Here is a 23813-nt window from a genome sequence, read left to right as displayed (position 1 = left end):
CCGCATATGCACACTACATGCACATTGCGAAACAGACCGCGCGCATACACGCCTGCAAAGAATCGGGGCCTATCCGTCCTATTCGCATACCTGGCACCGCCAAACTTCATTGGCCAGTAGCTGAAATCCGCCGCGTGCTGGGAGTAGCGCCATGAGCGCCGCCATCAATCGCCTGCTGTTGGCGCTGTGGTGCGCAGCGCCGTCCCGCTGGTTTCACCGTGGGAGGGCCGCCAAATGAAAACGCCCGACACCACAAATGCAGTATCGAGCGCTACCCGGCAAGGTGCGCAGATTATCGCCCCAGGTGGACTGCCCGCCAAGCTGAATACGGTGACTGCCGAGGTTCTGGCCCGTTTGCTCCACTACGAACGCCTGACCAGCCTGGACGCCGTGGACGAAGCCAGCACGACGCGACTATCAGCCGTAACGTTCTACCTCGCGGAAAAATACGGATGGCCTATCCAGGCTCAGGACAAGGCCACAGGGTGCCGTGATGGCCGCGTGGCATGGGTGGCTGAATACTTCCTTGAACCGGAAATCGTCGCCTGCGCAATGGCTGCTGGCGCTGATAACTGGTGCACCAAGGTTCGGACTGCACGCCGGGCTCGCCGCTCAAAAGCTGCCGAAGCAAAGCGCATTGCGGACCGTTTCAACGCTGCGCTCAAGAGCCGCCGCCATCATCCGGGGCAGCAAGGTTTGTTTGAAGGGGATGCAGCATGAGGCAAGCCCCTGAACAACTCTCTTTCCTGCCGCCCCTACCGTTTTGCCCGACCTGGCCCAAGCGCGGAACCCTGGCAGACCGCGCCCTTGGAATGCTGATGGATGGCCGAATGATTGACCATCCAGACTTCGAGGGCAGTACACAAAGCTGGCGCTTGGGTGCGGTGATATTCACGCTGCGGACATTGGGTTGGCCGGTGGAAACCATCGAGGTGCCCAGCCCCACCGATGACAACCCGCACCGCATCATTGCCCTGTACCACCTTGACGGGAAATACACCGCGCAAGCACTGGCATTGAACGGGGGTGGCACATGATGGCCGCGCCTGCTGACCGCGCACGCGATGCGCTGCAAGCTATACCGCCCGACCTGCCGCGTGATGAATGGGTGAAGGTGGGCATGGCTGCACAAGCTGCTGGCCTTGACTTCGACGCCTTCAATGATTGGAGCGCCGGGGCCGGGAACTACAACGAACGCGACGCCCGCGATACGTGGCGCAGCATCAAGTCTGGCGGAGGCGTAGGGGCTGGAACTCTTTTCCGCGTGGCTGCTGAAAACGGCTGGCGCATTCGTGAAGGCAAGCCCCTGCGATGCCTACAGCAAGCTCCCAGAAAAGCCCCAGAGCCGCCGCGCATGCCTTCCTCCGGCATGAGCCCTGCCGAAGTGTGGGCGCGCTGCAAGCCCGCAACCGCCGCGCATCCGTACATCGTTGCTAAACGCGCCGCCGGGGTGCCGCTTGACGGCCTGCGCGTGGTGCCCGATGGCGACCCGTTGCACATACAGGCGCAGAGCATGGCCGGTGCGCTTGTGGTGCCCGTGCTGCGCCCCAGCGGAGAGCTTGCGACCGTGCAATGCATCGCGCCGCCTGAGACCGCCGCGCGCATGAAGGCGAAGGGCTTGAATGACAAGCCGAACCTACCGGGCGCAACCTTGCAGGATGGCTATTTCACGGTGGGCGAACTGGTGCCCGGTGGCGTAGCGCTTGTGTGCGAAGGCATTGGCACCGCGTGGGCCTGCTGGCAAGCGACCGGGCATTGCGCCGTGGTGTGTTTTGGCTGGGGCCGTGTGGCGCGCGTAGCTGCCGACTTGCGCCAGGGTGATGCATCCGCCCGCCTGGTGCTGGTGCCCGATGTTGGCAAAGAAGAAGCCGCCGAAAGGATAGCTCGCGAAGTCGGCGCTGCTGTGGCCTACATGCCAGAAGGAGAGGCGCAGAACTTCGACGCAAACGACCTTGCACAGCGTGACGGTTACGACGTGCTGGCCGATGTGCTGCAAGCCGCGCGCGAGCCTGCACTGCCGCCCCTGCCGCTGTCTGTGGCATTTGCCGACGAACTCCCCGACACCTTCACGCCGCCCGATGAGCTGGTGGAAGGGGTGCTAACCGCTGGCGATGGCAGCGTGCTCTATGGCGATAGCAATAGCGGAAAAACCTTTTTCGTTATCGACATGGCCGCCGCCGTGGCGCGTGGTGCGCAATGGATGGGGCGCAACACCGAGCCGGGCTTGGTGGTGTATCTGGCCGCTGAGAGCCCCGCATCCGTGCGTGGCCGATTGCAGGCATACCAAAAGCACCACGGAGTGCGCGTGCCTAACTTCGCCATTGTGCAAAGCCCTATCGACTTGTTTGATGGGGATGCCGACACCGAAGCCGTGATTGCCGTAGTGCGCCAGTTGGAGAACCAGCGAGGCCAAAAGGTGCGCCTGATTGTGGGTGACACCCTGGCACGCCTGAGCGCTGGTGCGAACGAAAACGCCGGGCAGGATATGGGCCTGGTGGTGCGCCGCTTCGACCGCATCCGCAGCGCCTGCAATGCGCATTTCCTGCTGGTGCACCACAGCGGAAAGGCAGCCGCGAACGGTGCGCGGGGCTGGAGTGGCATCCGCGCCGCAGTGGATACGGAAATCGAGGTAACCGACAGCGCGCAAGGCCGCTGCGCTGAAATCACCAAGCAACGCGACCTGAGCACCAAGGGCGAACGTATCGGGTTTCGACTGGACACCGTGACGCTGGGCAGCACGAAATGGGGGGCCGCTGCTACGTCCTGCGTGGTGGAGGCTGCTGATGCCCCAGACAAGCCCCAGGGCAAGCGGGTTTCTGAAGTCGGTGGTGCTGTGTTGGAGTACCTGCGCACCCAGCCCGCCGGAAAGAAAAAGCGCGAGGTGGTGGAGCACTTTCAGCCGCTATACGACAAAAGCGCCGTTTACCGCGAACTGAAAAAGCTGGTGAATGCCGGGCAGGTGTTGGAGTGCATAGGGATAGTGACCGCCGTTTGTGAGGTGCGAAATGGTGCGAAATAGTGCAAACACCAATCCGCACCGCCGGGCAGAAAAGGTGCAGATAGGTGCAGCACCCTATAGGGGTGCACCAATCCGCACCTGCCCCGCACCTGCTGCTGGTACTGACTTGCTGGGAGATGAAATACAGACCCTACGAACGAACAGCCGCCCAGAAGCTGCCGCCCTGGTGGAAGTCTTGAAAGCCCTGCGCACGCATCCCGCCGTGGCATGGGCAGAGCGCATGAATAGCGGGGCTGCAAAGGTGGAAGGCCGCTTTATCCGTTTTGGCTGGCGTGGCTGCCCTGACCTGCTGGGGCAATTGAAGGATGGCCGCCTGCTGGGTGTGGAAGTGAAAGCCCAGGCCGGACGCCTGTGCCCTGAGCAGACCCTATTCCTGGAGCGCATCCGCTGCGCTGGTGGCGTGGCATTCATGGCCCGTGACTGCCAGGACGTGCTGCGCGAACTTGATAGAGCAAAGGAAATGCAGATATGACCGCCGCAAAGAAAAGACCGCCCGGACGGTGGAAGGCCGGGGAAAGTGGGAACCCTGCCGGACGCAAGCCGGGCACTGGTGAAGTGGCAAAGCTACGCGCCGCCATTGCAGACCGCGTGCCTGATTTGCTGTCAAAGCTGATGGCGCAGGCATTGGAAGGCGACACCGCCGCCGCCCGCCTCTTGTTGGAGCGCGCCATTGCCCCGTTGAAGGCCGCAGAACAGCCGCAAGCCCTAACCCTGCCCGATGGCACCCTGACCGACCAAGGTCGAGCCGTTCTGGCTTCTGTAGCCGCTGGTGAGCTTGCGCCGGGGCAAGGGGCTGCGCTGCTGGGGGCCATTAGCACGCTGGCCCGCGTGGTGGAGATTGATGACCTGGCGCAGCGTGTGGCCAAACTGGAGGAAAAGCGATGAGCACCATAGAAAAACGCATTGAGGCCCTGGAAGCACACCAAGGCGGGAAAGATTGGAAGAGCTGCCTTGTTGTTGTGCACCCCGCTGAAAATGCCGACGCAAAACGGCTTGCAGAGGTGGCCGCATTTGTGGCCCAACACGGCCGGAAGCCGGACAGTGTTTCTGTGGTGCAGCTGGTGACACCCCAGCACACCAAGGGAGATAGCGATGCAGCTTGAAAAACGTGTGCAGGCCCTGGAGGCTCTGACTGGTGCCAATAGCCGCATCCGTGTGGTGTGCCTGCGCGATGGAGAAACCAAGGAGCAAGCCCAAGTGCGTGTCGGGTCTGCGGGTGTATCGGTACTTGGTACCGCATTTTTCCATCACACCACGGCTGACCCTGAGCGCGTGGCAAAGCTGGAAGCGGGAATAGCACCAAACGAAATGACGCTTGAGGAACTGGTGCAGTTGCGCAAGGCAATTATCGAAGGGTAAGGCCTGCCGATGGCCGAAAGAAGGCTTTGCAAGTGGGCCCCTGGCGCGAGGAGGGGCACCGCCAAGTATGTGCACCGGGTGACACAACTCGCTGGTTCGGCGCGTAGAGAAAATTGCGGTGTAAAGAGGTACGCGCCCAGTTGGTGCGCAACACGGTACGCATGGAATGACCGGGTTAACACGCATTGGTTACCAAGCTGGTTACCGTGGTTCCCCCAGTTGGAAACACCCGCGTTGCAATGGCTGCTGAACGTCATGCGCCATGGGCCCAGCCGCTGCGCCTGCGCGTTTGCTGCTGCTGAGGCCTTGATGCTGCATATGCACTCAAGGCACGGCAGTTTGATGGCCGTCGCATCCAACCAGTGCCCCCGCCGTGGGGCCTTTTTTGTTGCTGGTGCTGGCGTGGCTTTCCCGAAATCGTCTTACATCCGCCCTTACATACCAACAAAAGAAAAAGGGTTCACTACTATTTTCATAGCAATGAACCCTTATCTGACTTGGTGCCGGAGAGATGAATCGAACACCCGACCTTCTCATTACGAATGAGCTGCTCTACCGACTGAGCTACACCGGCTTAGCCTCGAATTATAGCGCTGAATGGTAGCTGGTTACGCGCTCGACCTCATTTTTTGAACCGAGGATGACACTTACGCGCTCATGGAGCTGGGTAGGCTGGATGTCTAGGATGCGCTGGCGACCGTTGGTGGCGGCGCCGCCGGCCTGTTCGATGAGCCAGGCCATGGGGTTGGCCTCGTACATCAGGCGCAACTTGCCGGGTTTGTTGGGCTCGCGCTTGTCCCAGGGGTACATGAAGATGCCGCCGCGCGTCATGATGCGGTGCACGTCGGCCACCATGCTGGCAATCCAGCGCATGTTGAAGTCCTTTTCGCGTGGGCCTTCACGGCCTTGCAGGCACTCGTCAATGTAGCGACGCACGGGCTCGTCCCAGTGGCGCATGTTGCTCATGTTGATGGCAAATTCTTGTGTGTCGGAGGGGATGCGTACGTTTTCCTGGGTGAGCACAAACGAGCCCTGCTCGCGGTCGAGTGTGAACATGGCAACGCCGTCGCCCACGGTCAGCACCAGCGTGGTCTGTGGGCCATAGACGCAATAGCCGGCGGCTACTTGCTGCGTGCCGCTCTGGAGGAAGTCGCCCTCGTCCACGCCGCGGTCGTCTTCGGGCATGCGCAGCACGCTGAAGATAGTGCCAATGCTTACGTTCACGTCGATGTTGCTCGAGCCGTCCAGGGGGTCGAAGAGCAGCAGGTATTCGCCCTTGGGGTAGCGGTTGGGCACAACGTAGATGGCGTCCATTTCTTCGGATGCCATGCCCGCCAGATGTCCACCCCATTCGTTGGCCTCGATCAGCACCTCATTGGCGATGATGTCGAGTTTTTTCTGCACTTCGCCCTGCACGTTCTCGCTGTAGGCGCTGCCCAGCACACCGCCGAGGGCGCCTTTGTTAACGGCTTGGCTGATACCTTTGCACGCGCGTGCCACCACTTCCAGCAGCAGGCGCAGCTGGCCGGGGATGAGCCCGTCCACCCGTTGCTGTTCGACCAGATAGCGTGTCAGGCTGACTCGTTTTGCCATGGGTTTCTCCTTATTCGGCCAGTGCGTGGGTGATGACTTCGCGCACGTCGTTGCTCAGGGTTTCTCGTGCGGCGACGCGGGCGATGGCTTCGCGGGCTGCGGTGCGCCAGGGCTCTGCCAGCTTCTTCCAGCGGTCTAGGGCGCGTGCCAGACGCGCGGCGACTTGTGGGTTGATGGCATCGAGTTCAATGACGCGCTCGCACCAGAACACGTAGCCCGCGGCGTCCTGCCGGTGAAAGGCGCCAGGGTTGGCGCTGCAGTAGCTAAAGACGAGGCTGCGTGCGCGGTTCGGATTTTTCAGGCTGAAGTCGGGGTGCTGCATGAGTTGGCGCACGATGGGTAGCACGTGGCCGCCACGGTCGGGGCAGCCTGCCTGCAGCGCGAACCATTTGTCGATGACCAGCGGCTCATCCTTGAACAGCGCATGAAAGCGCGCCAGCGCAGGTGCTGCCAGGGCGTGGCCACTGCCCACCAGGGCGCTGAGCGCATTGAAACGATCGGTCATGTTGCCCGCGTCCTTGAAGCGCTGCAGCGTCTTGCCGGGCCAGATCGCATCGCCCGTGTGCTGCGCCGCCAGGCACAGCATGGACAACGCCATACCGGTGAGGGCGCGGCGCCCGCTGGAAATGGCGTCGGGCCGGTAGGCGCCGACTTGTTCGTGCTGCTCGCACGCCCACTGCCAGTCGTCGTGCAGCGCCAGGGCCAGTTGCAGGCGCATGGCTTCGCGCACGGCATGCACGCGCTGCGGGTCCACCACCTCGAGTTGTTCGGCGATGTAGGTTTCAGACGGCAACGTGAGCGCCAGCTCCTTGAACGCAGCGTCCAGTTGGGGGTGGCGCAGCACGCCGCGCATCGCCTGGGTGAAGTTGTCAGGCAGAATTTTTTGATTAAATTGGCCGCTAGAGCTTACCTGTAGGGCGCTATCAGCTATCGCATTGATAGCGATTCGCAATGCCAGGCGCTGTCCTGCCTCCCAGCGGTTGAAGGCGTCGCTGTCGTGCGCCAGCAGGGTCAGCAAGTCCTCGTCGCTGTAGTCGCAGTCCAGCACTACCGGGGCGCTGAAAGACCGCAGCAGCGAAGGCACAGGGGCGCTGTCGACATTGACAAACGTCAGCGACAGGCTTGGTTCGGCCAGCACCACCGTGCGCGTGGGCGCGCCAGGGGCGTCTTCGCCCGCCAGTTGCAAGGGCAGGGCACGGCCATCTTGTGCGAGCAGGCCCAGTTCCACGGGAATGACGAAGGGGGCCTTGACCGGCTGGCCGGGTGTGGATGCGCAGTTTTGCGTGAGCGTGAGCGTGTAGCTGCGTGCCTGTGCATCGTACTGGCCCGTGGCGTGCACATGGGGCGTACCGGCCTGGCTGTACCAGTGCTTGAACTGGGGCAGCAGGGTCGCCAGACTGCTGTGCGGATTGGCATCAGCGATGGCTTGCGCAAAATCATCGCAAGTGACGGCGTGGCCGTCATGGCGTTCGAAATACAGCTTCATGCCACGCGCAAAGCCGTCGCGGCCCACCAGGTTATGCATCATGCGCACCACCTCGGCCCCTTTTTCGTAGATGGTGAGGGTGTAGAAGTTGTTGATTTCGACGTAACTGTCGGGCCGCACCGGGTGGGCCATGGGGCCGGCGTCTTCGGGGAACTGGGCGGTGCGCAGCACGCGCACGTCCTCGATGCGCTTGACGGCGCGGGCCGAAGGGCTGCCCGCCATGTCCATGGAAAACTCCTGGTCGCGGAAGACGGTGAGACCTTCCTTCAGGCTGAGCTGGAACCAGTCGCGGCAGGTGACGCGGTTGCCCGTCCAGTTGTGGAAATACTCGTGGCCCACCACGCTTTCTATGTGGGCGAAGTCAGCATCCGTGGCCGTGGCTTCGCTGGCCAGAACGTATTTCGTGTTGAAGATGTTCAGGCCCTTGTTCTCCATCGCGCCCATGTTGAAATCGCTGGTGGCGACGATCATGAAGCGCTCCAGATCGAGCGACAGGCCAAAGCGTGCCTCGTCCCAGGCCACGCTGGCCATGAGGGAGTTCATCGCGTGCTCGGTCTTGCCCAGGTCGCCCTGGCGCACGTACACCTCCAGCAGGTGCTCGTTGCCGGCGCGCGAGACGATGCGCTGCTGGCGCGCCACCAGCTTGCCCGCCACCAGGGCGAACAGGTAGCTTGGCTTCTTGTGCGGATCGACCCATTTGGCGAAGTGGCGGCCTCCGTCAAGCTCGCCCTGCTCGACCAGGTTGCCGTTGGACAGCAGCACCGGGTACGCAGCCTTGTCGGCCCGCAGTACCACGGTGTAGCTGGCCATGACGTCAGGCCGGTCGAGGAAGTAAGTAATGCGCCGGAAACCCTCGGCCTCGCACTGCGTGAAGAACGTGCCCTGGCTGACGTACAAGCCCATGAGCTTGGTGTTTTTCTCGGGTGCGCAGGTGGTGAAGATCTCCAGCTCCACCGGCTCGTAGCCTTCGGGCAGGTTTTCCAGTACGAGCACGTTGCCGTCCATCTTGAACGAGGTGCCAGCGCCCCCCACCAGTACGCGCGAAAGGTTCAGTTCCTCGCCGTGCAGGCGCAGCGGTTGTGCGGCCACATCCGGATTGCGGCGCACGTGCATCTTGTTCAGGACGCGGGTCTTGGCCGGATCGAGGTCAAAGGTGAGTTCCACGCTGTCAATCCACCAGGCAGGGGCCTGGTAGTCAGCACGGTAGATGGCGGTGGCCGGGGCCTGTCCGTCACGCATTGATGGCATGTGGTTTCCTTATATGCCTTGCTTGAGCGAGGCTTCGATGAAAGCGTCGAGATCACCGTCCAGCACTTTTTGCGTGGCGGAGATTTCAACGTTCGTGCGCAGGTCCTTGATGCGGCTGTTGTCCAGCACGTAGGAACGGATCTGGTGGCCCCAGCCGACATCGGTCTTGGTGTCTTCGAGCTTTTGCGCCTCTTCCTGGCGCTTGCGCATCTCGAAGTCGTAGAGCTTGGAGCGCAGGCGCTGCCAGGCGATGTCGCGGTTGCCGTGCTGGCTGCGCCCGTCCTGGCATTGCACCACGATACCGGTCGGCATGTGTGTCAGGCGCACGGCCGAGTCGGTCTTGTTGATGTGCTGGCCGCCGGCGCCCGAAGCGCGGTAGGTGTCGGTGCGCACGTCCGACGGGTTGATGTCGATCTGGATCGAGTCGTCGATCTCGGGGTAGACAAACACACTGGCAAAGCTGGTGTGGCGCCCGCCGGAGCTGTCGAACGGCGATTTGCGCACCAGGCGGTGCACGCCGGTCTCGGTGCGCAGCAAACCATAGGCGTACTCGCCTTCGATGTGGATGGTCGCGCCCTTGATACCGGCGACGTCGCCCGGCGTTTCGTCGTCCACACTGGTCTTGAAGCCCTTGCGCTCGGCGTAGCGCAGGTACTGGCGCAGCAGCATGCTGGCCCAGTCGCAGGCCTCGGTGCCGCCAGCGCCAGCCTGGATGTCGAGGTAGCAGTTGAGCGGATCGGCCTCGTGGCGGAACATGCGGCGAAACTCCAGCTCTTCGATCTCGGGCTGCAGTTTGGCGGCCTCGGCAGCAATGGCCTCCAGGTCGTCGTCGTTGCCTTCTTCGACGCTCATTTCGTACAACTCGGTGTTGTCGGCCAGCTCGCGCGTCAGGCGCTCGAGCGTCAGCACTACGCCGTCGAGGGACTTTTTTTCCTTGCCCAGCTCTTGGGCCTTCTTCGGATCGTTCCAGACCGCCGGGTCTTCGAGCGAGGCGTTTACCGTGCGCAGGCGTTCAAATTTGGCATCGTAGTCAAAGATACCCCCGTAACTCACGGGTGCGCTCCGCGAGGTCGTTCAGGGTGTTGCCGATGAGGTTGATGCGTTCTGCTTCCATGATGGTGTCCTGGGTGTTCTGTAAATAACCCGTGATTTTCTCATGCGCAGCGCTGCGCCGGTTTTCGGGCCGGCAAGCCTGACAACGAGGGCGCTTTCTTTCAGCGTGTCGGCATGTCGAGAAAAGCCAGCAATATGCCAAGGTTGGCGGGATCGATCCGCGCTGATGCGCACACTGTGCGTGCCTTGGCATCGCTGTCAGGGCGCGCCACGAGGGTCAGCTCGCTCGATGCGTGGCCTTGTCCGGCGTGGGCCAGCAAGGCTTGCAATGCGATGGCGCTTTGCGGGGTCAGGAAGTGGTTTGGTCTTTGCCCCGGCACAAGTTCGCGCTCGGCCCCTGATTGCTGCGGGCATCGGGTCGAATGGGGCTGATTCGGGCTGCTACGCCAGAAAGGATTCGATCAAAGCCGCCACGGCCTGCGGCTGGTCGTGGTGCAGCATGTGACCGGCGTCTTGCACCACGGCGGTGCGGCAGTCAGGTACCGACTGGAGCCGCTCGTGGTACTGCTCCAGCGTGTACCGGCCTTTCCACCACAGCCCCAGGCTGTCGTCGCTGGCTTCGATGGCCAGGGTGGGCGCGGTGATGGCGGCGTAGTGGGCCAGCGCCTCTTCCAGGCGAAACAGCTGTGCGTTGGTGATCTTGTGCGCCGCATCGCCCAGGATGTGCCATTGCCCCTGGGCATCGGGCTGGGCCCAGTGCGGGGCCAGCCAGTCGGCCTTGTCTTGCGAGAGACGGGGGTTGGTCTTCATCAGGCGCCGGGCCACGCCGTCCACGCTGTCATAGGTCTTGAGCGCCATCTCGCCGCGCTGCAAGGCCTTGAGCTGGTCCATCCACTCGGCATAGCGTGCCGGGGCCTTGGCGGGTTGGTTGTCGGGCATGCCAAAGCCTTCCAGGTTGACCAGGCGGCGAATGCGTCCGGGCCGTGCACCAGCGTAGAACATGACGACGCTGCCCCCCATGCTGTGGCCCACCAGGTCGACCGGGGTGTCGCCGGCGTAGTGGTCGAGCAACTGGTCGAGGTCGGCCAGGTAGTCTGGAAAAAAATAATGGTCGGTCGGTGAGGGCGGCGCCGTCTGGCCAAACCCCCGCCAGTCGGGGGCAATGATGCGCCGTCCCTGCATGAAGGCCGCGCCAAAGGCATCCACCACGAACTGGTACGAGGCGGCCACGTCCATCCAGCCATGTACCAGCACCAGGGGCGGCAGGCTGGAGGTTTCGGGACCCCACAGTCGCACATGGTAGCTGAGCTGGCGGATGGGCACGAATTCGCTGCGTGAGGTGTGGGCGGTCTGGTACATGGGTTTTATTATTACCAAGCATTTGCTTTGTTGATGTCAATCCCGGGACAATTTTTGCGGCTGGGCCGGAGATAAGCCCTGCCCAGCAGCCGCAGCGCTGGCGCCGTAAACTGGCGCGCTTGTCAACGGAGACCGCATGAAAACGATTCCACTGGGCCAAAGCGACCTGCACGTCACCCCCATCTGCCTGGGCACCATGACCTTTGGCGAGCAGGTGACCGAACAGGATGCCCACCGCATTCTTGACCGCTCGCTGGAGCGGGGCGTGAACTTCATCGATACCGCAGAGATGTACGCCGTGCCCGCCCGCGCCGAGACCTTTGGCGCCACCGAGGCCATCATCGGCAACTGGTTTGCCCAGCGTCCCGGCGCGCGTGGCAGGGTTGTTCTGGCCTCCAAGGTGGCCGGCCCCTCGCGCGGCATGCCCTGGATTCGCGGAGGCCAAGGCATGACGGCGGCCGACATCGTGGCCTCGTGCGAGGCCAGCCTGCGCCGCCTGCAGACCGATGTGATCGACCTCTACCAGATCCACTGGCCTGAGCGCCACGTGCCCGCGTTTGGTATCAAGTACTACGACCCGGCCAAGGAGACCTCGCAAACGCCGATCCACACGCAACTCGAAGTATTGGCCGGGCTGGTCAAGGCGGGCAAGGTGCGAACCATCGGTTTGTCGAACGAAACGCCCTATGGCGTGCACGAATTTGTGCGTCTGGCCGAGCAGCATGGCTTGCCACGTGTAGCCTCGGTGCAGAACCCTTATTGCCTGGTCAACCGCAGCTACGAGAACGCGCTGGATGAAACCTGCCACCGGCTGGGCGTGTCGCTGCTGGCGTATTCGCCGCTGGCCTTTGGTCTGCTGACCGGCAAGTTTGACCAGAGCGGCACGACCGGCCCCGATGCCCCGCAGGGCGCGCGCATGGCCCGCTACGAGCAGGTGCGCAAACAGCGCTGGGGCCGCCCTGAGGCGCTGGCGGCCGCACGCCGCTACAACCAGCTGGCCCGCGACCACGGCTTGAGCCCCACGCAGATGGCGCTGGCTTTTTGCTACACCAAGTGGCAGGTAGCCAGCACCATCATCGGCGTGACATCGCTCGCGCAGCTGGATGAAAACCTGGACGCCTGGGGAACGGCTCTTTCGCCGGAGTTGCTGGCCGCCATCGACGCCATTCGCTGGGAGCTGGGCGATCCGGCGCTTTAATGAAAATATGATGGAAAATGGGCTCTAACGCTTATGGATAAAGCGCTAATAGCTATTAAATTTGAATTTTCATGGCCAAGAAAGACGGCAAAACCGCCCATGTGAGCGAAACCCCTGCCACGCAAATGCTCAAGGCGCACAAGGTCGAGTTCACCGGTCACCCCTATGAGTACGTGGACCACGGCGGTACTGCGCACAGTGCGGCCTGCCTGGGCCTGGATGAGCACCAGGTCATCAAAACCCTGGTGATGCAGGACCAGGACGCCAAGCCGCTCATCGTGCTGATGCACGGTGACTGCAAGGTTTCCACCAAGAACCTGGCACGCCAGATTGGCGCCAAGTCGGTCGAGCCCTGCACGCCCGAGGTGGCCCATCGCCACAGTGGCTACCTTATTGGCGGCACCTCTCCCTTTGGCACCCGCCGGGACATGCCGGTGTACATCGAGGAAAGCATCCTGCAACTCCCGCGCATCGCCATCAACGGCGGGCGCCGGGGCTACCTGGTGCAGCTCGATCCGCAGGTGTGCGTGCGCTTGCTGGGCGCGCAGCCTGTGCAGTGTGCGCTGGCCGAATAGGCTGGCAGAATGAGCGCCGCCTCCGTGCCGTCCTGGCATGGCCGTTTGCTGTGATCTGGAGAATTTTTCGTGCCCGTTGTCTATTCTGTTTGTGTCGTGCTGGCGGCTTACCTGCTGGGCTCGCTGTCTTTTGCCGTCATCGTGACGCGCGCCATGGGCCTGAACGACCCGCGCACCTACGGCAGCAAGAACCCGGGTGCCACCAACGTGCTGCGCTCGGGCAGCAAGGCCGCCGCCGTGATCACACTGCTGCTCGATGCCATCAAAGGCTGGTTGCCCGTGGTGCTGGTGCGCTGGTTTGGCGAGCCCTATGGCCTGGGTGAGGGCGCCGTGGCCATGGCGGGGCTGGCCGCATTCCTTGGGCACCTGTGGCCGGTGTTTTTTCGCTTCGAGGGCGGCAAGGGCGTTGCCACGGCACTGGGCGTGCTGGTCGGCATCAGCCCCTGGCTGGGCCTGTTCACTGCGCTGACCTGGCTGGTGGTGGCAGCGGTGTCGCGTTATTCATCCCTGGCTTCGCTGTCTGCGGCGTTGCTGGCGCCGCTGGTGTATGTGCTGGCGGGCGGCATGCTGTGGTCCACGGACCGCGTCACCGTGGTCGCCATCATCGCCATGTCGGCCTTGCTGGCCTGGCGCCACAAAGAGAACATCAGCCGCCTGGTGCAAGGCAAGGAATCACGCCTGGGCAAAAGCAAGGAAGTCGCGGCCACCGCTGCCGTGCCAGGGTCCGCGAACCGCAAGCGCCGCAAAAGGCACTGAGCCGTTTTTTACGCGAGTTGGTAAAACTCCCGAATCATTTCCCAGGCCTCCTTCGGGTCGTCGGTGTAGCGAAAGAGGCCCAGATTCTCGGGGGAAATCGTGCCTTCCTCGACCAGGAAATCGAGGTTGATCAGCCGCTTCCAGAATTGCGTGCCGAACAGGATGATGGGCACCGGCTTGGTCTTGCCGGTTTGCACCAGGGTGAGCACTTCAAACAATTCGTCCATGGTTCCAAAACCGCCGGGAAAGGCTACCAAGGCCTTGGCGCGCATCATGAAATGCATCTTGCGCAGCGCAAAATAATGGAACTTGAAACTCAATGAAGGCGTGATGAACCGGTTGCCGCTTTGTTCGTGCGGCAGGGTGATGTTCAGCCCGATGTTGAGTGCGCCTGCGTCATGCGCACCGCGGTTGGCGGCTTCCATGATGCCGGGGCCGCCGCCGGTGCAGATATACAGGCGATTGGCCGGGGACTGGCGGTTGCTGTGTTCGGCCACCATGCGCGCGAACTGGCGGGCCTGGTCGTAGTAGCGGGCGTTGCGCACGGCGCGTTCGGCCCGTGCGATGGTCTCGGCGTCGCCGCTGGCCAGCGCATCGGACAGTTGCTGCTCTGCCTTGTTCGGGGCGACAAACCGGGCACTGCCGTAAACCACCACCGTGCTTTCGATGCCTTGCTCGGCTTGCCCCAGGTCGGGTTTGAGCATTTCGAGCTGGAAGCGGATACCCCGGGTCTCGCGTCGGAATAAAAACTCAGGGTCCGCAAAGGCCATGCGGTTGGAGTCGGCGAGCAGCGGGTTGCCGTTGTTGGCTTGCGAATGCAGTTCTTCCCAGGCGTCGGCCAGGCGGCGTTCGTTCAGTTGTGTGTTGGCTTCCATCAAATTTTCCGAGGGGCGCGGCCATTGCCACGCAGTTTTTTGAAGTGGTTTCAGGCCAGGGCCTGCGTTCCAGTGTAGCCCTGAATTTTTACAGAATATGGCATTTTCTCTTACCTGATAATGCTTTATTGCTATTGTTTGCATAGTGATTTGTCTGCAGTGTAAAAGCCGCCAGAGCCGTGCGGCGCATTGGCAAAACCTGGGCCGTGGCGCGGATGGTGCTTGGCTGGCGTAGGCACCTGGGCCATACTGGTCCTCTATCCGAATGTGGGCGGTATAGCCGCCACAGAGGTCAGCTTGAGAAGCAACGGAGTGCCATGAATACCGCACCACAGCCAGACTGGAACCCACGGGCCGAAGAGGTTCAGCGGGCCCCCATCGCCACCGGCGATCATTTGCGAGAACAGTGCCCAGTGGCCTACAGCGAGTTGTTGGGGTGGTCGCTGTTCCGCCACGAAGACGTCAAGCGCGTATTGCACGACCATGTGCGCTTTAGCAGCGTGGTGTCGCGCCATGTCGCCGTGCCCAATGGTATGGACCCGCCCGAGCACACGGCGTACCGCAGCGCCATCGAGCCGTACTTTTCTGTACGCCGCGTCGATGCGTTCGAGCCCCTTTGCCGGGCCATTGCGGCCCAATTGGTGCAGGATTTGGCGCGGGGCGAGAGGGTGGAGTTGATGTCTGCCTGGGCGCTGCCTTTTGCCGTGCAGGTGCAGTGTGCCTTTCTGGGCTGGCCGGCAAGCCTGCATGCCCCGCTGGCGCAATGGACGCGCCAGAACCACCAGGCGACTCTCGCGCAGGACCGCAGCGCGCTGACGGCACTGGCGCTGCAGTTCGAAACCATGGTGGACGATGTTCTGCAGCAGCGGCGCCTGGACGGTGTGGCGCCGGGGCATGATGTCACTGCATCGCTCATGCACGAAAGCGTGCAGGGCCGCACGCTCACCGTGGCGGAAATTGCCAGCATCCTGCGCAACTGGACGGTGGGAGAGATCGGCACCCTCGCCGCCGCCGTGGGCATTCTCGCGGGCTGGCTGGCCGAGCATCCCGACATACAGGCCCAGTTGCGCACGGACCCGGCACTCCAGCCCGAGGCCATTGATGAAATCCTGCGGCTCCATGGCCCGCTGGCCACCAACCGTCGCACCACGACCTGCCCGGTGGTGCTGGGTGGTCGGCGGATTGAAGAAGCGGAGCGGGTAACGGTGCACTGGGCTGCAGCCAACCGCGATGCGCGCGTTTTCGAGGCGCCCGAAACCTTTCGCTGGGGCCGCAACCCCGCCGACAACCTGCTCTATGGTGCAGGCATCCACGTGTGTCCGGGTGCGCCGTTGGCGCGCATGGAACTGCGTGTGGCCTTGCGGGCGCTGCTCGACGCCACGCAGGATTGGGCGTGTGTGGCAGACCAGCCCTTCACCGTGGCGCAGTACCCTGCCAGCGGTTATGCCACGGTGCCGCTGCGCATGCGCTGGGCGTAAGAATCACCCGCGGCCGGGCAATAACAGGGCGGCAGACTGCAGACCGAGCACGGTCATCAGCAAAGAACCACACAGGTGCAGCGCCACCGTGCCCAGGGCCAGCAGGTAGCGCTGTTGTTGCAACATGGCCACCACTTCGGCCGAGAAGCTGGAAAAGGTGGTCAGCGCGCCCAGAAAACCCGTGATGAGGGCCAGTCGCCAGACCGGGTCGATCTGCGGCAGGGCCTGGAAAACAGCGACACACAACCCAATCAGGTAGCCCCCGATCAGGTTGGCAGCGAGCGTGCCCCAGGGCAGCACGCTGCCGGGGCTGAGCCACAGGCCCAGGCGCCAGCGGGCCAGCGCACCCAGGCTGGCACCGAAGCAGATGGACAGGACATTCAACATGCTGCCATTGTCATCGCAAGCGCGCCCGCATCAGTTCGCCGACATTTGCTGTGGCAGCCAGGTGACGATAGCCGGGAAGAGGTAAATCAACATGACCGCCGCGCACATCAGCAGGAACATGGGCAGGGTGACCCGGGCAATCCAGGTCAGTTCTCGTCCCGTCATGCCTTGCAGCACAAACAGGTTGAAGCCCACGGGCGGCGTGATCTGTGCCATCTCGACCACCAGTACCACAAAGATGCCAAACCAGATCGGATCGATCCCGGCGGCCTGCACCGTGGGCATGAGGACCCCCATGGTCAGCACCACCATGGAGATGCCGTCCAGGAACGAGCCCAGCACAATGAAGAACAGGGACAGCGCCAGGATGAGTTGCGCCTGGCTCAAACCCAACGATGCAATCCATTCGGCCAGGTGGCGCGGCAGGGCGATGTAGCCCATCGATAGCGTTAGAAAGGCTGCGCCCGACAGGATCAGCGCGATCATGCAATACAGCCGCGTGGCGCCCATGAGGGCATCGCGAAAACTCACCCAATTCAGTGAGCCCTGCAGTGCCGACAACACCAGTGCACCGACCACGCCCACGGCGGCGGCCTCGGTAGCGGTGGCGATGCCGGTATAGATGGAGCCCAGTACCGCTGCGATCAGCAATACCACCGGTATGAGGGCGCGTGAGGCGGCCAGCTTTTGCCGCAGTGGGAGTTGCTCGGTGGCCTGCGGAATCGCTCCGGGGTGGCGCAGCGCCCACAGCATGATGTATCCCGAGAACAGCCCCGCCAGGAGCAGGCCGGGCAGCACCCCGGCCACGAACAGTCGGGAGATCGAGACGTCGGCCATGACCCCGTAAACGATCATGATGATGGACGGCGGTATCAAAAGTCCCAGTGTGCTGGCCCCTGCCAGGGTTCCGATCACCATGTGCTCGGGGTAGCCGCGCCGGGTCAGTTCGGGCAGCGTCATCTTGCCGATGGTGGCGCAGGTGGCGGCGCTGGAGCCAGACACCGCTGCAAAAATGGTGCAGCCCACCACGTTGGTGTGCAGCAGGCGTCCGGGCAGGCCTTGCACCCAGGGCGCCAGGCCCTTGAACATGTCTTGCGAGAGCCGGGTGCGGAACAGGATTTCACCCATCCAGATGAACAGGGGCAGGGCGGTCAGCGTCCAGCTCGATGCCGATCCCCAGATGGTCACGGCCATGGCATCGCCCGCCGGGCGTGACGAAAAAAGCTGCATACCGATCCACGCCACACCCGAGAGCGTGAGCCCGATCCACACGCCGCTGCCCAGAATCAGGAACAGCGAAAGCACCAGCAGGCCGGTGATGGCAAGGTCACTCATTGCGCAGGGCCTCTTCGGGGTTGTGTGGCGTGCGGCAGCCCCGCAGTTCCAGCACCAGCTCGTCGATGAAGGCGATGGCCAGCACGGCTGTGCCTATGGCCATGCCCAGTTGCGGAATCCACAATGGCGTGGCGTCGCTGCCCGTGGAAATGTCGTTAAAAACATGGGACTGCCACGCCAGCCGAGCGCTGTAGAAGGCAAACAGCAGGGTCAGAAAACTGGCTGCGCCCAAGGCCCATATCTCCAGCGCCTTGCGCCCGCCGCCGCGCAGGGCGTTGAGCAAAAGCGTGACGCGGATATGTTCGCCCCGCTTGAGCGTGTGCGCCAGCGCCAGGAACCCGGCGCCCGCCATCAGATAGCCGGCGTAGGCGTCGGTACCGGGTACGTGAAAGTGCAGTTGTCGGCTGGCAATCGACAACAGCACCATCCCCAGCAGCGCAACCATGAAAAGCGCCGCCAGGGCGGCGGCGCCGTTGTACAGGGCGTCTAGCAGACGGCGCATCGGCAGGCCGTGTGCTTACTTGCGGTAAGCGTCCACCAGGGCCTTGCCTTCGGGGCCGGCCTTTTCCTGCCATTCCTTGAGCATGGTCTCGCCCACCTTGGCGAGGTCGGCCTTGAGCTGGGGCGAGGGCGGCAGCACCTGCATGCCATTGGCCTTGAGCTTGGCCAGCGTATCGGCGTTGACCTTTTCGGCAGCGACCCAGCCGCGTGCTTCCGCGTCCATGCCGGCCTTGAGCAGGGCCTCTTGCGATCCCTTGTTCAGGCCATCGAACGCCTTGCGGTTCACGATGACGACATTCTTGGGCAGCCAGGCCTGCAGGTCGTAGTAGTACTTGAGGTGCTCGTACAGCTTGCTGTCCACGCCGGTGGCGCCCGAGGTCATGGTCGATTCGACCACGCCCGTGGCCAGCGCCTGCGAGAACTCAGCCGCCTGCACAGTGACAGGCTGTGCACCTACCAGTTCGGCGATACGTGCCGTGGCCGGGCTGTAGGCGCGCCACTTGATGCCCTTGAGGTCGGCCGCCGACTCGATAGGCTTCTTGGTGTACAGGCCCTGGGGTGGCCATGGCACGGCGTACAACAGCAGCATGCCTTGCTCAGCCAGCTTCTTCTCCAGCAACGGCTTTTGGGCCTGGTAGAGCTTCTTTGACTCGGCAAAGCTGGTAGCCAGGAAGGGCAGGCCATCGGCGCCGAAAAGCGGCCATTCGTTCTGGAAGTTGGCGAGCAGGATCTCACCCATCTGCGCTTGCCCGCCCTGCACCGCGCGCTTGATCTCGGGTGCCTTGAACAGCGAGGCATTGGCGTGCAGCGTAATCTTGAATACACCGCCGGTGGTCTTGTCCATGTCAGCGACCAGCTGGGCCATGTTTTCCGTGTGAAAGTTGCCGGCGGGGTAGGCCGCGGCCAAGTCCCACTTGGTCTGGGCCATGGCAGGGGCGACAGACAGGCCGCAGGCCAGGGCCAGGCCAAGAGCTGTGGCGGTGAAGTTTCTACGCTGCATGGAAGGACTCCGCAAGGTGGTTGAACGAGGTAAAGAGGCTCTGGCACTGTAGCGGAAGGTGGCCGCGCCCACCTAGGTGTTTGTACTAAACGTTGACAAATTGTCGGCAAATTATTGTCTTGGTGCCTACAATCCAGACGGCCTTGCCGACCTTTTTCGGCCGGGCCATCACTGGAGCCCCGTCCCCCATGAAACCTGCTTCCACAGCAAAGCCAGAGCATGCCCCCATTGTCTCGTCGGCGCACCTGGTGTCGGCGCACAGCGCCGAGATGAGCGAGTTCGAGTTCGGGCTCATCGTGGCGGGCAATGCGTTTCACCGCTGGGTGGTGCATTGCATGGCTGCTGCGGGTCTGAAGGAGCTGACACCGCTCGATGTGCTGGTGCTGCACCATGTCACGCACCGCGCCCGCAACAAGCGCCTGGCGGACATCTGTTTCATCATGAACGTGGAGGACACGCACCTGGTGAACTATGCGCTCAAGAAGCTGCAGGGCCTGGGCGTGGTGGCTTCGCAGAAAAATGGCAAAGAAGTGACCTATGCCGCCACCGAAGAAGGCCGCGCCCATGTGCAGCGTTACCGCGAAATCCGCGAGAGCTGCCTGATCGACGCCCTGAACGCCGACGACGCGCTCAACCGCGATATTGGCGAGCTGGCGCGCCTGCTGCGCGTGCTCTCGGGCATGTACGACCAGGCGGCGCGTGCGGCGGCATCACTCTGATAATTAAAGTAAAAATAGCTTTTAGCGCTTAATGGGTAAGCGCTAAAAGCTATAAAATATATAGCATACAATGACCATCTCACAGGTTTTGCAACCCACCCGCTGGCAGTTCTGGATCGACCGGGGCGGCACCTTCACCGACGTGGTGGGCAAGCGGCCCGACGGCCAGCTCGTCACGCACAAGCTGCTGTCGGACAACCCCGAGCAGTACCGCGACGCGGCGGTCGCTGGTATCCGCCACCTGCTGGGGCTGGCGCCCGGGGCACCGGTCACGCCCGACCTGGTCGAGTGCGTGAAGATGGGCACCACCGTGGCCACCAATGCCTTGCTCGAACGCAAGGGCGAGCCCACGTTGCTGGTGACCACGCAGGGCTTTCGTGATGCGCTGCGTATCGCCTACCAGAACCGCCCGCGCATTTTCGACCGCCATATCGTGCTGCCCGAGCTGCTCTACAGCCGCGTCATCGAGGCGCAGGAGCGCATTGGCGCGCATGGCGATGTGATCGAACCCATCGACGAGGAGCACCTCAAGGAGCGTCTATGGGCCGCGTTTGATGCGGGCTTGCGCAGCGTGGCCATTGTCTTCATGCACGGCTACCGCTATACGCAGCACGAGCAGGTGGCTGCCCGCCTGGCGCGCCAGGCGGGATTCACGCAGATCAGCACCTCGCACCAGACCAGCCCGATGATGAAGTTCGTGGGCCGGGGTGACACCACCGTGGTGGACGCCTATCTCTCGCCCATTCTGCGCCGCTATGTGGAGCAGGTGGCGGGCGAGATGCCGGGCGTCAAGCTGTTCTTCATGCAGTCTTCGGGCGGCTTGACAGACGCCCAGGTGTTCCAGGGCAAGGACGCCATCCTGTCCGGCCCGGCCGGCGGCATCGTGGGCATGGCGCGCACGGCCGAGCTGGCCGGGCATGGGCGCGTGATCGGTTTCGACATGGGCGGCACATCGACCGACGTCAGCCACTATGCCGGCACGTTCGAGCGCGAGTTCGAGACCCAGGTGGCCGGCGTGCGCATGCGCGCGCCCATGATGAGCATCCACACGGTGGCGGCGGGTGGCGGTTCGCTGCTGGGTTTTGACGGGGCGCGCTTTCGCGTGGGCCCTGAGAGTGCGGGCGCCAACCCCGGCCCGGCCAGCTACCGGCGCGGCGGTCCGTTGGCCGTGACCGACGCCAACGTGATGGTGGGCAAGCTCCAGCCGGCGCATTTTCCGCGTGTTTTTGGGCATGCGGCCAACGAGCCGCTCGACAGCGATGTGGTCGCGCAGCAGTTTGGCGTCCTGGCGCAGCAAACGGGCCGCAAGCCCGAGGACGTGGCCCACGGTTTCATCGAGATCGCCGTGCAGCAGATGGCCAACGCCATCAAGAAGATTTCGGTGGCGCGCGGCTACGACGTCACGCGCTACACGCTGCAGTGCTTTGGCGGTGCCGGTGGCCAGCATGCCTGCCTGGTGGCCGACGCGCTGGGCATGCAGCAGGTGCTGGTGCACCCGCTGGCGGGGGTGCTGTCAGCCTATGGCATGGGCTTGGCAGACCAGAACGTCATCCGCGAGCAGGCGGTGGAGAGCCCGCTCACCGAGGCAGCGTTGCCCGCCGTGCAGGCCGCGCTGGATGCACTGGCCGCCGCCGCCCGCGCCGACTTGGTACGCCAGCAGGCCAGCGGCGGTGCAGTGACGGTGCTGCGCCGTGTGCATGTGCGCTACGAAGGCTCGGACGCCGCCCTGGTGGTCGGTTGCCCTGGCGACCTGTGCGCCCCTGCCGCCCAAGGCGTGGTGGACCTGGTGGCCGGGTTTGAGGCGGCCTACCGGCAGCGCTATGCTTTTTTGATGCAGGGCAAGGGCTTGGTGGTGGAAGCTGTATCGGTGGAGGCGGTGGTGGCGGGGGATGCCCCTGACGAGCCGCGCCATGCGCTGAACCCGGTGCGCGAAGTGCCGCACCGGGGCATTGTGCGCATCTACAGCGCAGGGGTCGACGGGCGGGCCGCCTGGCACGATGCAGCCTTGGTCGCGCGCGAAGAAATGCGTCCGGGCGATGTGCTGCCCGGTCCCGCCATCATTGCCGAAAAGAACGCCACGACCATCGTCGAACCCGGATGGGAGGCGCAGCTGACCGCGCTCGACCACTTGCTGCTCGAACGCCGCGTGCCACGCCCGGTGCGCCATGCGGTGGGCACCACGGTCGATCCGGTGCTGCTCGAGGTGTTCAACAACCTGTTCATGAACATTGCCGAGCAGATGGGCCTGCAACTGCAGAACACGGCCTATTCGGTCAACATTAAGGAGCGGCTCGATTTTTCGTGCGCGCTGTTCGACGCCGAAGGCCATCTCATCGCCAACGCGCCGCACATGCCGGTGCATCTGGGGAGCATGGGCGAGAGCATCAAGACCGTGATCCTCGACAATGCGGGCCGCATGCAGCCGGGCGACGTATACGTGCTCAACGATCCCTACCACGGCGGCACGCACCTGCCCGACATCACCGTCATCACGCCGGTGTATGTGCAAGGCACGGCACAGCCCACCTTCTACGTGGGCAGCCGGGGGCACCACGCCGATGTGGGGGGCACCACACCGGGGTCGATGCCGCCGTTCTCTACGCGCATCGAAGAAGAGGGAGTGCAGATCCATAACTTCAAGCTGGTCGATGCGGGGGTGCTGCGGGAGGCGGAAATTTTGGCGTTACTGGGTTCGGGTGAATATCCTTCGCGCAACCCGCAGCAGAATCTGGCCGACCTGAAGGCCCAGATCGCCGCCAACGAAAAAGGCGTGCAGGAACTGCGCCGCATGGTGCAGCAGTTTGGCCTGGAGGTGGTGCGCGCCTACATGGGCCATGTGCAGGACAACGCCGAAGAGTCGGTGCGCCGGGCCATCACGCGCCTGGCAGCGCGGCTGAAGGACGGGCGCTTCACGCTGCCGCTGGACAACGGCGCACAGATCCAGGTGGCGGTGCACATCAACGCGCAGCAGCGCAGCGCCGTGGTGGATTTCACGGGCACTTCGCCCCAGCAGCAGAACAACTTCAACGCACCCACAGCCGTGTGCATGGCTGCTGTGCTGTACGTTTTCCGCTGCCTGGTGGATGACGACATCCCGCTCAATGCCGGTTGCCTCAAGCCCATTGAGGTCATCATTCCGCCCGGCTCCATGCTCAACCCCAACCCACCGGCCTCGGTGGTGGCGGGTAATGTGGAAACCTCTACCTGCATCACCAATGCGCTGTTCGGGGCCCTGGGGGTGATGGCGGGCAGTCAGCCCACCATGAACAACTTCACCTTTGGCAACGCGCAGTACCAGTACTACGAAACCATTTCTGGCGGCAGTGGTGCGGGCGGGGTGTTTGATGACAGTGGTGCGCTGGTCGGTGGTTTCAGCGGCACCAGCGTGGTGCAGACGCACATGACCAACTCGCGCTTGACCGACCCCGAGGTGCTGGAGTTCCGTTTCCCGGTGCGGCTCGAGAGCTACGCCATCCGCCAGGGTTCGGGCGGCGCGGGGCGCTGGCAGGGGGGCAATGGCGGGGTGCGGCGTGTGCGCTTTCTGGAGCCTATGACGGCCAGCATCCTCTCGAATGGCCGTGTGCATGGCGCTTTCGGCATGGCCGGAGGGCAGGCTGGGCTACCGGGCATGAACTGCGTAGTGCGGGCCCAGGGCCGGGTGGAGAAGATCGACCACCTGGGCCAGGCCGATATGCAGCCGGGGGACATTTTTGAAATCCACACGCCGGGTGGCGGTGGGTTTGGTGAGGCCTGATTTTTTAGGCGTGACGATCATGCCTTGTCTATTTCTGGAGTGATGGATTGGGGTCGCGTTCTTTTGCCTTCTTTTCTTGGCGAGACAAGAAAAGAAGGTGCCCCGCCGGGGGCACATC

Annotated in this window: 22 protein-coding genes and 1 tRNA gene; 13 read left to right on the top strand and 10 right to left on the bottom strand. The window is 63.3% G+C overall.

Going from position 1 to position 23813, the window contains the following annotated elements:
- Positions 1–234 precede the first annotated feature (234 nt).
- The 7 genes from ACYVOC_RS09800 to ACYVOC_RS09770 all read left to right on the top strand — a co-directional run bounded on the left by ACYVOC_RS09800 (position 235) and on the right by ACYVOC_RS09770 (position 4378).
- Positions 235–720 (top strand): helix-turn-helix domain-containing protein, encoded by a 486-nt coding sequence (locus tag ACYVOC_RS09800; RefSeq protein WP_461161687.1) that lies wholly within the window; start codon positions 235–237, stop codon positions 718–720.
- Complete coding sequence (locus tag ACYVOC_RS09795; protein ID WP_461161686.1) at positions 717–1037, top strand: hypothetical protein; 321 nt, start codon at positions 717–719, stop codon at positions 1035–1037. Before ACYVOC_RS09800 ends, ACYVOC_RS09795 begins: the two co-directional genes overlap by 4 nt.
- Positions 1037–3019, top strand: coding sequence for an AAA family ATPase (locus ACYVOC_RS09790; RefSeq protein ID WP_461161685.1), 1983 nt, complete (start codon positions 1037–1039; stop codon positions 3017–3019). Before ACYVOC_RS09795 ends, ACYVOC_RS09790 begins: the two co-directional genes overlap by 1 nt.
- Positions 3020–3185: 166 nt before the next feature.
- Positions 3186–3491: a VRR-NUC domain-containing protein gene (locus ACYVOC_RS09785; protein ID WP_461161684.1), complete on the top strand. Its 306-nt coding sequence runs from the start codon at positions 3186–3188 to the stop codon at positions 3489–3491.
- Complete coding sequence (locus ACYVOC_RS09780) at positions 3488–3904, top strand: DUF5681 domain-containing protein (protein WP_461161683.1); 417 nt, start codon at positions 3488–3490, stop codon at positions 3902–3904. Before ACYVOC_RS09785 ends, ACYVOC_RS09780 begins: the two co-directional genes overlap by 4 nt.
- Positions 3901–4122: a hypothetical protein gene (locus tag ACYVOC_RS09775; protein ID WP_461161682.1), complete on the top strand. Its 222-nt coding sequence runs from the start codon at positions 3901–3903 to the stop codon at positions 4120–4122. The genes ACYVOC_RS09780 and ACYVOC_RS09775 overlap by 4 nt, the downstream gene beginning before the upstream one ends.
- A complete protein-coding gene (locus tag ACYVOC_RS09770; RefSeq protein WP_461161681.1) occupies positions 4112–4378 on the top strand; it encodes a hypothetical protein in 267 nt (88 codons plus the stop codon). Before ACYVOC_RS09775 ends, ACYVOC_RS09770 begins: the two co-directional genes overlap by 11 nt.
- A 498-nt stretch (positions 4379–4876) precedes the next feature.
- Here the strand turns inward: ACYVOC_RS09770 and ACYVOC_RS09765 are convergent.
- The 5 genes from ACYVOC_RS09765 to ACYVOC_RS09745 all read right to left on the bottom strand — a co-directional run bounded on the left by ACYVOC_RS09765 (position 4877) and on the right by ACYVOC_RS09745 (position 11117).
- A tRNA-Thr gene (locus ACYVOC_RS09765) sits at positions 4877–4952 on the bottom strand.
- A gap of 11 nt (positions 4953–4963) precedes the next feature.
- Complete coding sequence (locus tag ACYVOC_RS09760) at positions 4964–5971, bottom strand: class 1 fructose-bisphosphatase (RefSeq protein WP_116004267.1); 1008 nt, start codon at positions 5969–5971, stop codon at positions 4964–4966.
- A gap of 10 nt (positions 5972–5981) precedes the next feature.
- Positions 5982–8705: an aminopeptidase N gene (pepN, locus tag ACYVOC_RS09755; RefSeq protein WP_461161680.1), complete on the bottom strand. Its 2724-nt coding sequence runs from the start codon at positions 8703–8705 to the stop codon at positions 5982–5984.
- 9 nt (positions 8706–8714) lie between these two features.
- Positions 8715–9819, bottom strand: a protein-coding gene (prfB, locus tag ACYVOC_RS09750) for a peptide chain release factor 2 (RefSeq protein ID WP_461161679.1) whose coding sequence is annotated in 2 segments (ribosomal slippage) — positions 8715–9737 and positions 9739–9819 — 1104 coding nt in all. Because the reading frame shifts where the segments join, the coding sequence is not laid out codon by codon here.
- A 380-nt stretch (positions 9820–10199) separates the two neighbouring features.
- Complete coding sequence (locus tag ACYVOC_RS09745) at positions 10200–11117, bottom strand: alpha/beta fold hydrolase (RefSeq protein ID WP_461161678.1); 918 nt, start codon at positions 11115–11117, stop codon at positions 10200–10202.
- 136 nt (positions 11118–11253) lie between these two features.
- Between ACYVOC_RS09745 and ACYVOC_RS09740 the strand changes: the two genes are divergently transcribed.
- The 3 genes from ACYVOC_RS09740 (at position 11254) to plsY (ending at position 13646) form a co-directional block, all read left to right on the top strand.
- Entirely contained in the window at positions 11254–12315 is a 1062-nt protein-coding gene (locus tag ACYVOC_RS09740) for an aldo/keto reductase (RefSeq protein ID WP_461161677.1), read from the top strand.
- 71 nt (positions 12316–12386) lie between these two features.
- The gene (ybaK, locus tag ACYVOC_RS09735) at positions 12387–12890 is read left to right on the top strand and encodes a Cys-tRNA(Pro) deacylase (protein WP_461161676.1); all 504 of its coding nucleotides are present in this window, start codon (positions 12387–12389) and stop codon (positions 12888–12890) included.
- Positions 12891–12959: 69 nt separating this feature from the next.
- Complete coding sequence (gene plsY, locus ACYVOC_RS09730) at positions 12960–13646, top strand: glycerol-3-phosphate 1-O-acyltransferase PlsY (RefSeq protein WP_461161675.1); 687 nt, start codon at positions 12960–12962, stop codon at positions 13644–13646.
- 8 nt (positions 13647–13654) lie between these two features.
- Here the strand turns inward: plsY and ACYVOC_RS09725 are convergent, their stop codons facing one another.
- Entirely contained in the window at positions 13655–14521 is an 867-nt protein-coding gene (locus ACYVOC_RS09725) for an LOG family protein (RefSeq protein ID WP_116004258.1), read from the bottom strand.
- A 317-nt stretch (positions 14522–14838) separates the two neighbouring features.
- On the opposite strand from ACYVOC_RS09725, the gene ACYVOC_RS09720 reads away from it, so the two are divergent.
- A complete protein-coding gene (locus ACYVOC_RS09720; RefSeq protein WP_116004257.1) occupies positions 14839–15999 on the top strand; it encodes a cytochrome P450 in 1161 nt (386 codons plus the stop codon).
- 3 nt (positions 16000–16002) lie between these two features.
- Here the strand turns inward: ACYVOC_RS09720 and crcB are convergent, their stop codons facing one another.
- The 4 genes from crcB to ACYVOC_RS09700 are packed head-to-tail and all read right to left on the bottom strand — an operon-like array spanning position 16003 to position 19222.
- Positions 16003–16386 (bottom strand): fluoride efflux transporter CrcB, encoded by a 384-nt coding sequence (crcB, locus tag ACYVOC_RS09715; protein WP_116004256.1) that lies wholly within the window; start codon positions 16384–16386, stop codon positions 16003–16005.
- Between the two features lie 30 nt (positions 16387–16416).
- A complete protein-coding gene (locus ACYVOC_RS09710) occupies positions 16417–17721 on the bottom strand; it encodes a TRAP transporter large permease (protein ID WP_116004255.1) in 1305 nt (434 codons plus the stop codon).
- Positions 17714–18223: a TRAP transporter small permease gene (locus ACYVOC_RS09705; RefSeq protein ID WP_116004254.1), complete on the bottom strand. Its 510-nt coding sequence runs from the start codon at positions 18221–18223 to the stop codon at positions 17714–17716. Before ACYVOC_RS09705 ends, ACYVOC_RS09710 begins: the two co-directional genes overlap by 8 nt.
- A gap of 15 nt (positions 18224–18238) precedes the next feature.
- Positions 18239–19222: a TRAP transporter substrate-binding protein gene (locus tag ACYVOC_RS09700; RefSeq protein ID WP_116004253.1), complete on the bottom strand. Its 984-nt coding sequence runs from the start codon at positions 19220–19222 to the stop codon at positions 18239–18241.
- 188 nt (positions 19223–19410) lie between these two features.
- Here ACYVOC_RS09700 and ACYVOC_RS09695 point away from each other — a divergent pair, with 188 nt between their 5' ends.
- On the top strand, positions 19411–19941 hold the full coding sequence (locus tag ACYVOC_RS09695; RefSeq protein ID WP_116004252.1) for a winged helix DNA-binding protein: 531 nt from the start codon (positions 19411–19413) through the stop codon (positions 19939–19941).
- 70 nt (positions 19942–20011) lie between these two features.
- Positions 20012–23695 carry a hydantoinase B/oxoprolinase family protein gene (locus tag ACYVOC_RS09690; protein WP_461161674.1) on the top strand — a complete coding sequence of 1228 codons (3684 nt, stop codon included), beginning with the start codon at positions 20012–20014 and terminating at the stop codon, positions 23693–23695.
- Positions 23696–23813 lie beyond the last annotated feature (118 nt).

Source organism: Simplicispira piscis (genome assembly GCF_054783455.1).
This window is presented reverse-complemented; position numbering and strand designations above follow the sequence as displayed.

Bases quoted from the DNA above. Each gene is read 5' to 3' on its own strand.
- crcB (WP_116004256.1), bottom strand. From the start codon at position 16,386: ATGTTGAATGTCCTGTCCATCTGCTTCGGTGCCAGCCTGGGTGCGCTG.
- ACYVOC_RS09740 (WP_461161677.1), top strand. From the start codon at position 11,254: ATGAAAACGATTCCACTGGGCCAAAGCGACCTGCACGTCACCCCCATC.
- ACYVOC_RS09760 (WP_116004267.1), bottom strand. From the start codon at position 5,971: ATGGCAAAACGAGTCAGCCTGACACGCTATCTGGTCGAACAGCAACGG.
- ybaK (WP_461161676.1), top strand. From the start codon at position 12,387: ATGGCCAAGAAAGACGGCAAAACCGCCCATGTGAGCGAAACCCCTGCC.
- pepN (WP_461161680.1), bottom strand. From the start codon at position 8,705: ATGCCATCAATGCGTGACGGACAGGCCCCGGCCACCGCCATCTACCGT.
- ACYVOC_RS09720 (WP_116004257.1), top strand. From the start codon at position 14,839: ATGAATACCGCACCACAGCCAGACTGGAACCCACGGGCCGAAGAGGTT.
- ACYVOC_RS09725 (WP_116004258.1), bottom strand. From the start codon at position 14,521: ATGGAAGCCAACACACAACTGAACGAACGCCGCCTGGCCGACGCCTGG.
- ACYVOC_RS09780 (WP_461161683.1), top strand. From the start codon at position 3,488: ATGACCGCCGCAAAGAAAAGACCGCCCGGACGGTGGAAGGCCGGGGAA.
- ACYVOC_RS09745 (WP_461161678.1), bottom strand. From the start codon at position 11,117: ATGTACCAGACCGCCCACACCTCACGCAGCGAATTCGTGCCCATCCGC.
- ACYVOC_RS09700 (WP_116004253.1), bottom strand. From the start codon at position 19,222: ATGCAGCGTAGAAACTTCACCGCCACAGCTCTTGGCCTGGCCCTGGCC.
- ACYVOC_RS09695 (WP_116004252.1), top strand. From the start codon at position 19,411: ATGAAACCTGCTTCCACAGCAAAGCCAGAGCATGCCCCCATTGTCTCG.
- ACYVOC_RS09775 (WP_461161682.1), top strand. From the start codon at position 3,901: ATGAGCACCATAGAAAAACGCATTGAGGCCCTGGAAGCACACCAAGGC.
- ACYVOC_RS09795 (WP_461161686.1), top strand. From the start codon at position 717: ATGAGGCAAGCCCCTGAACAACTCTCTTTCCTGCCGCCCCTACCGTTT.
- ACYVOC_RS09800 (WP_461161687.1), top strand. From the start codon at position 235: ATGAAAACGCCCGACACCACAAATGCAGTATCGAGCGCTACCCGGCAA.
- ACYVOC_RS09705 (WP_116004254.1), bottom strand. From the start codon at position 18,223: ATGCGCCGTCTGCTAGACGCCCTGTACAACGGCGCCGCCGCCCTGGCG.
- ACYVOC_RS09790 (WP_461161685.1), top strand. From the start codon at position 1,037: ATGGCCGCGCCTGCTGACCGCGCACGCGATGCGCTGCAAGCTATACCG.
- ACYVOC_RS09710 (WP_116004255.1), bottom strand. From the start codon at position 17,721: ATGAGTGACCTTGCCATCACCGGCCTGCTGGTGCTTTCGCTGTTCCTG.
- ACYVOC_RS09770 (WP_461161681.1), top strand. From the start codon at position 4,112: ATGCAGCTTGAAAAACGTGTGCAGGCCCTGGAGGCTCTGACTGGTGCC.
- ACYVOC_RS09690 (WP_461161674.1), top strand. From the start codon at position 20,012: ATGACCATCTCACAGGTTTTGCAACCCACCCGCTGGCAGTTCTGGATC.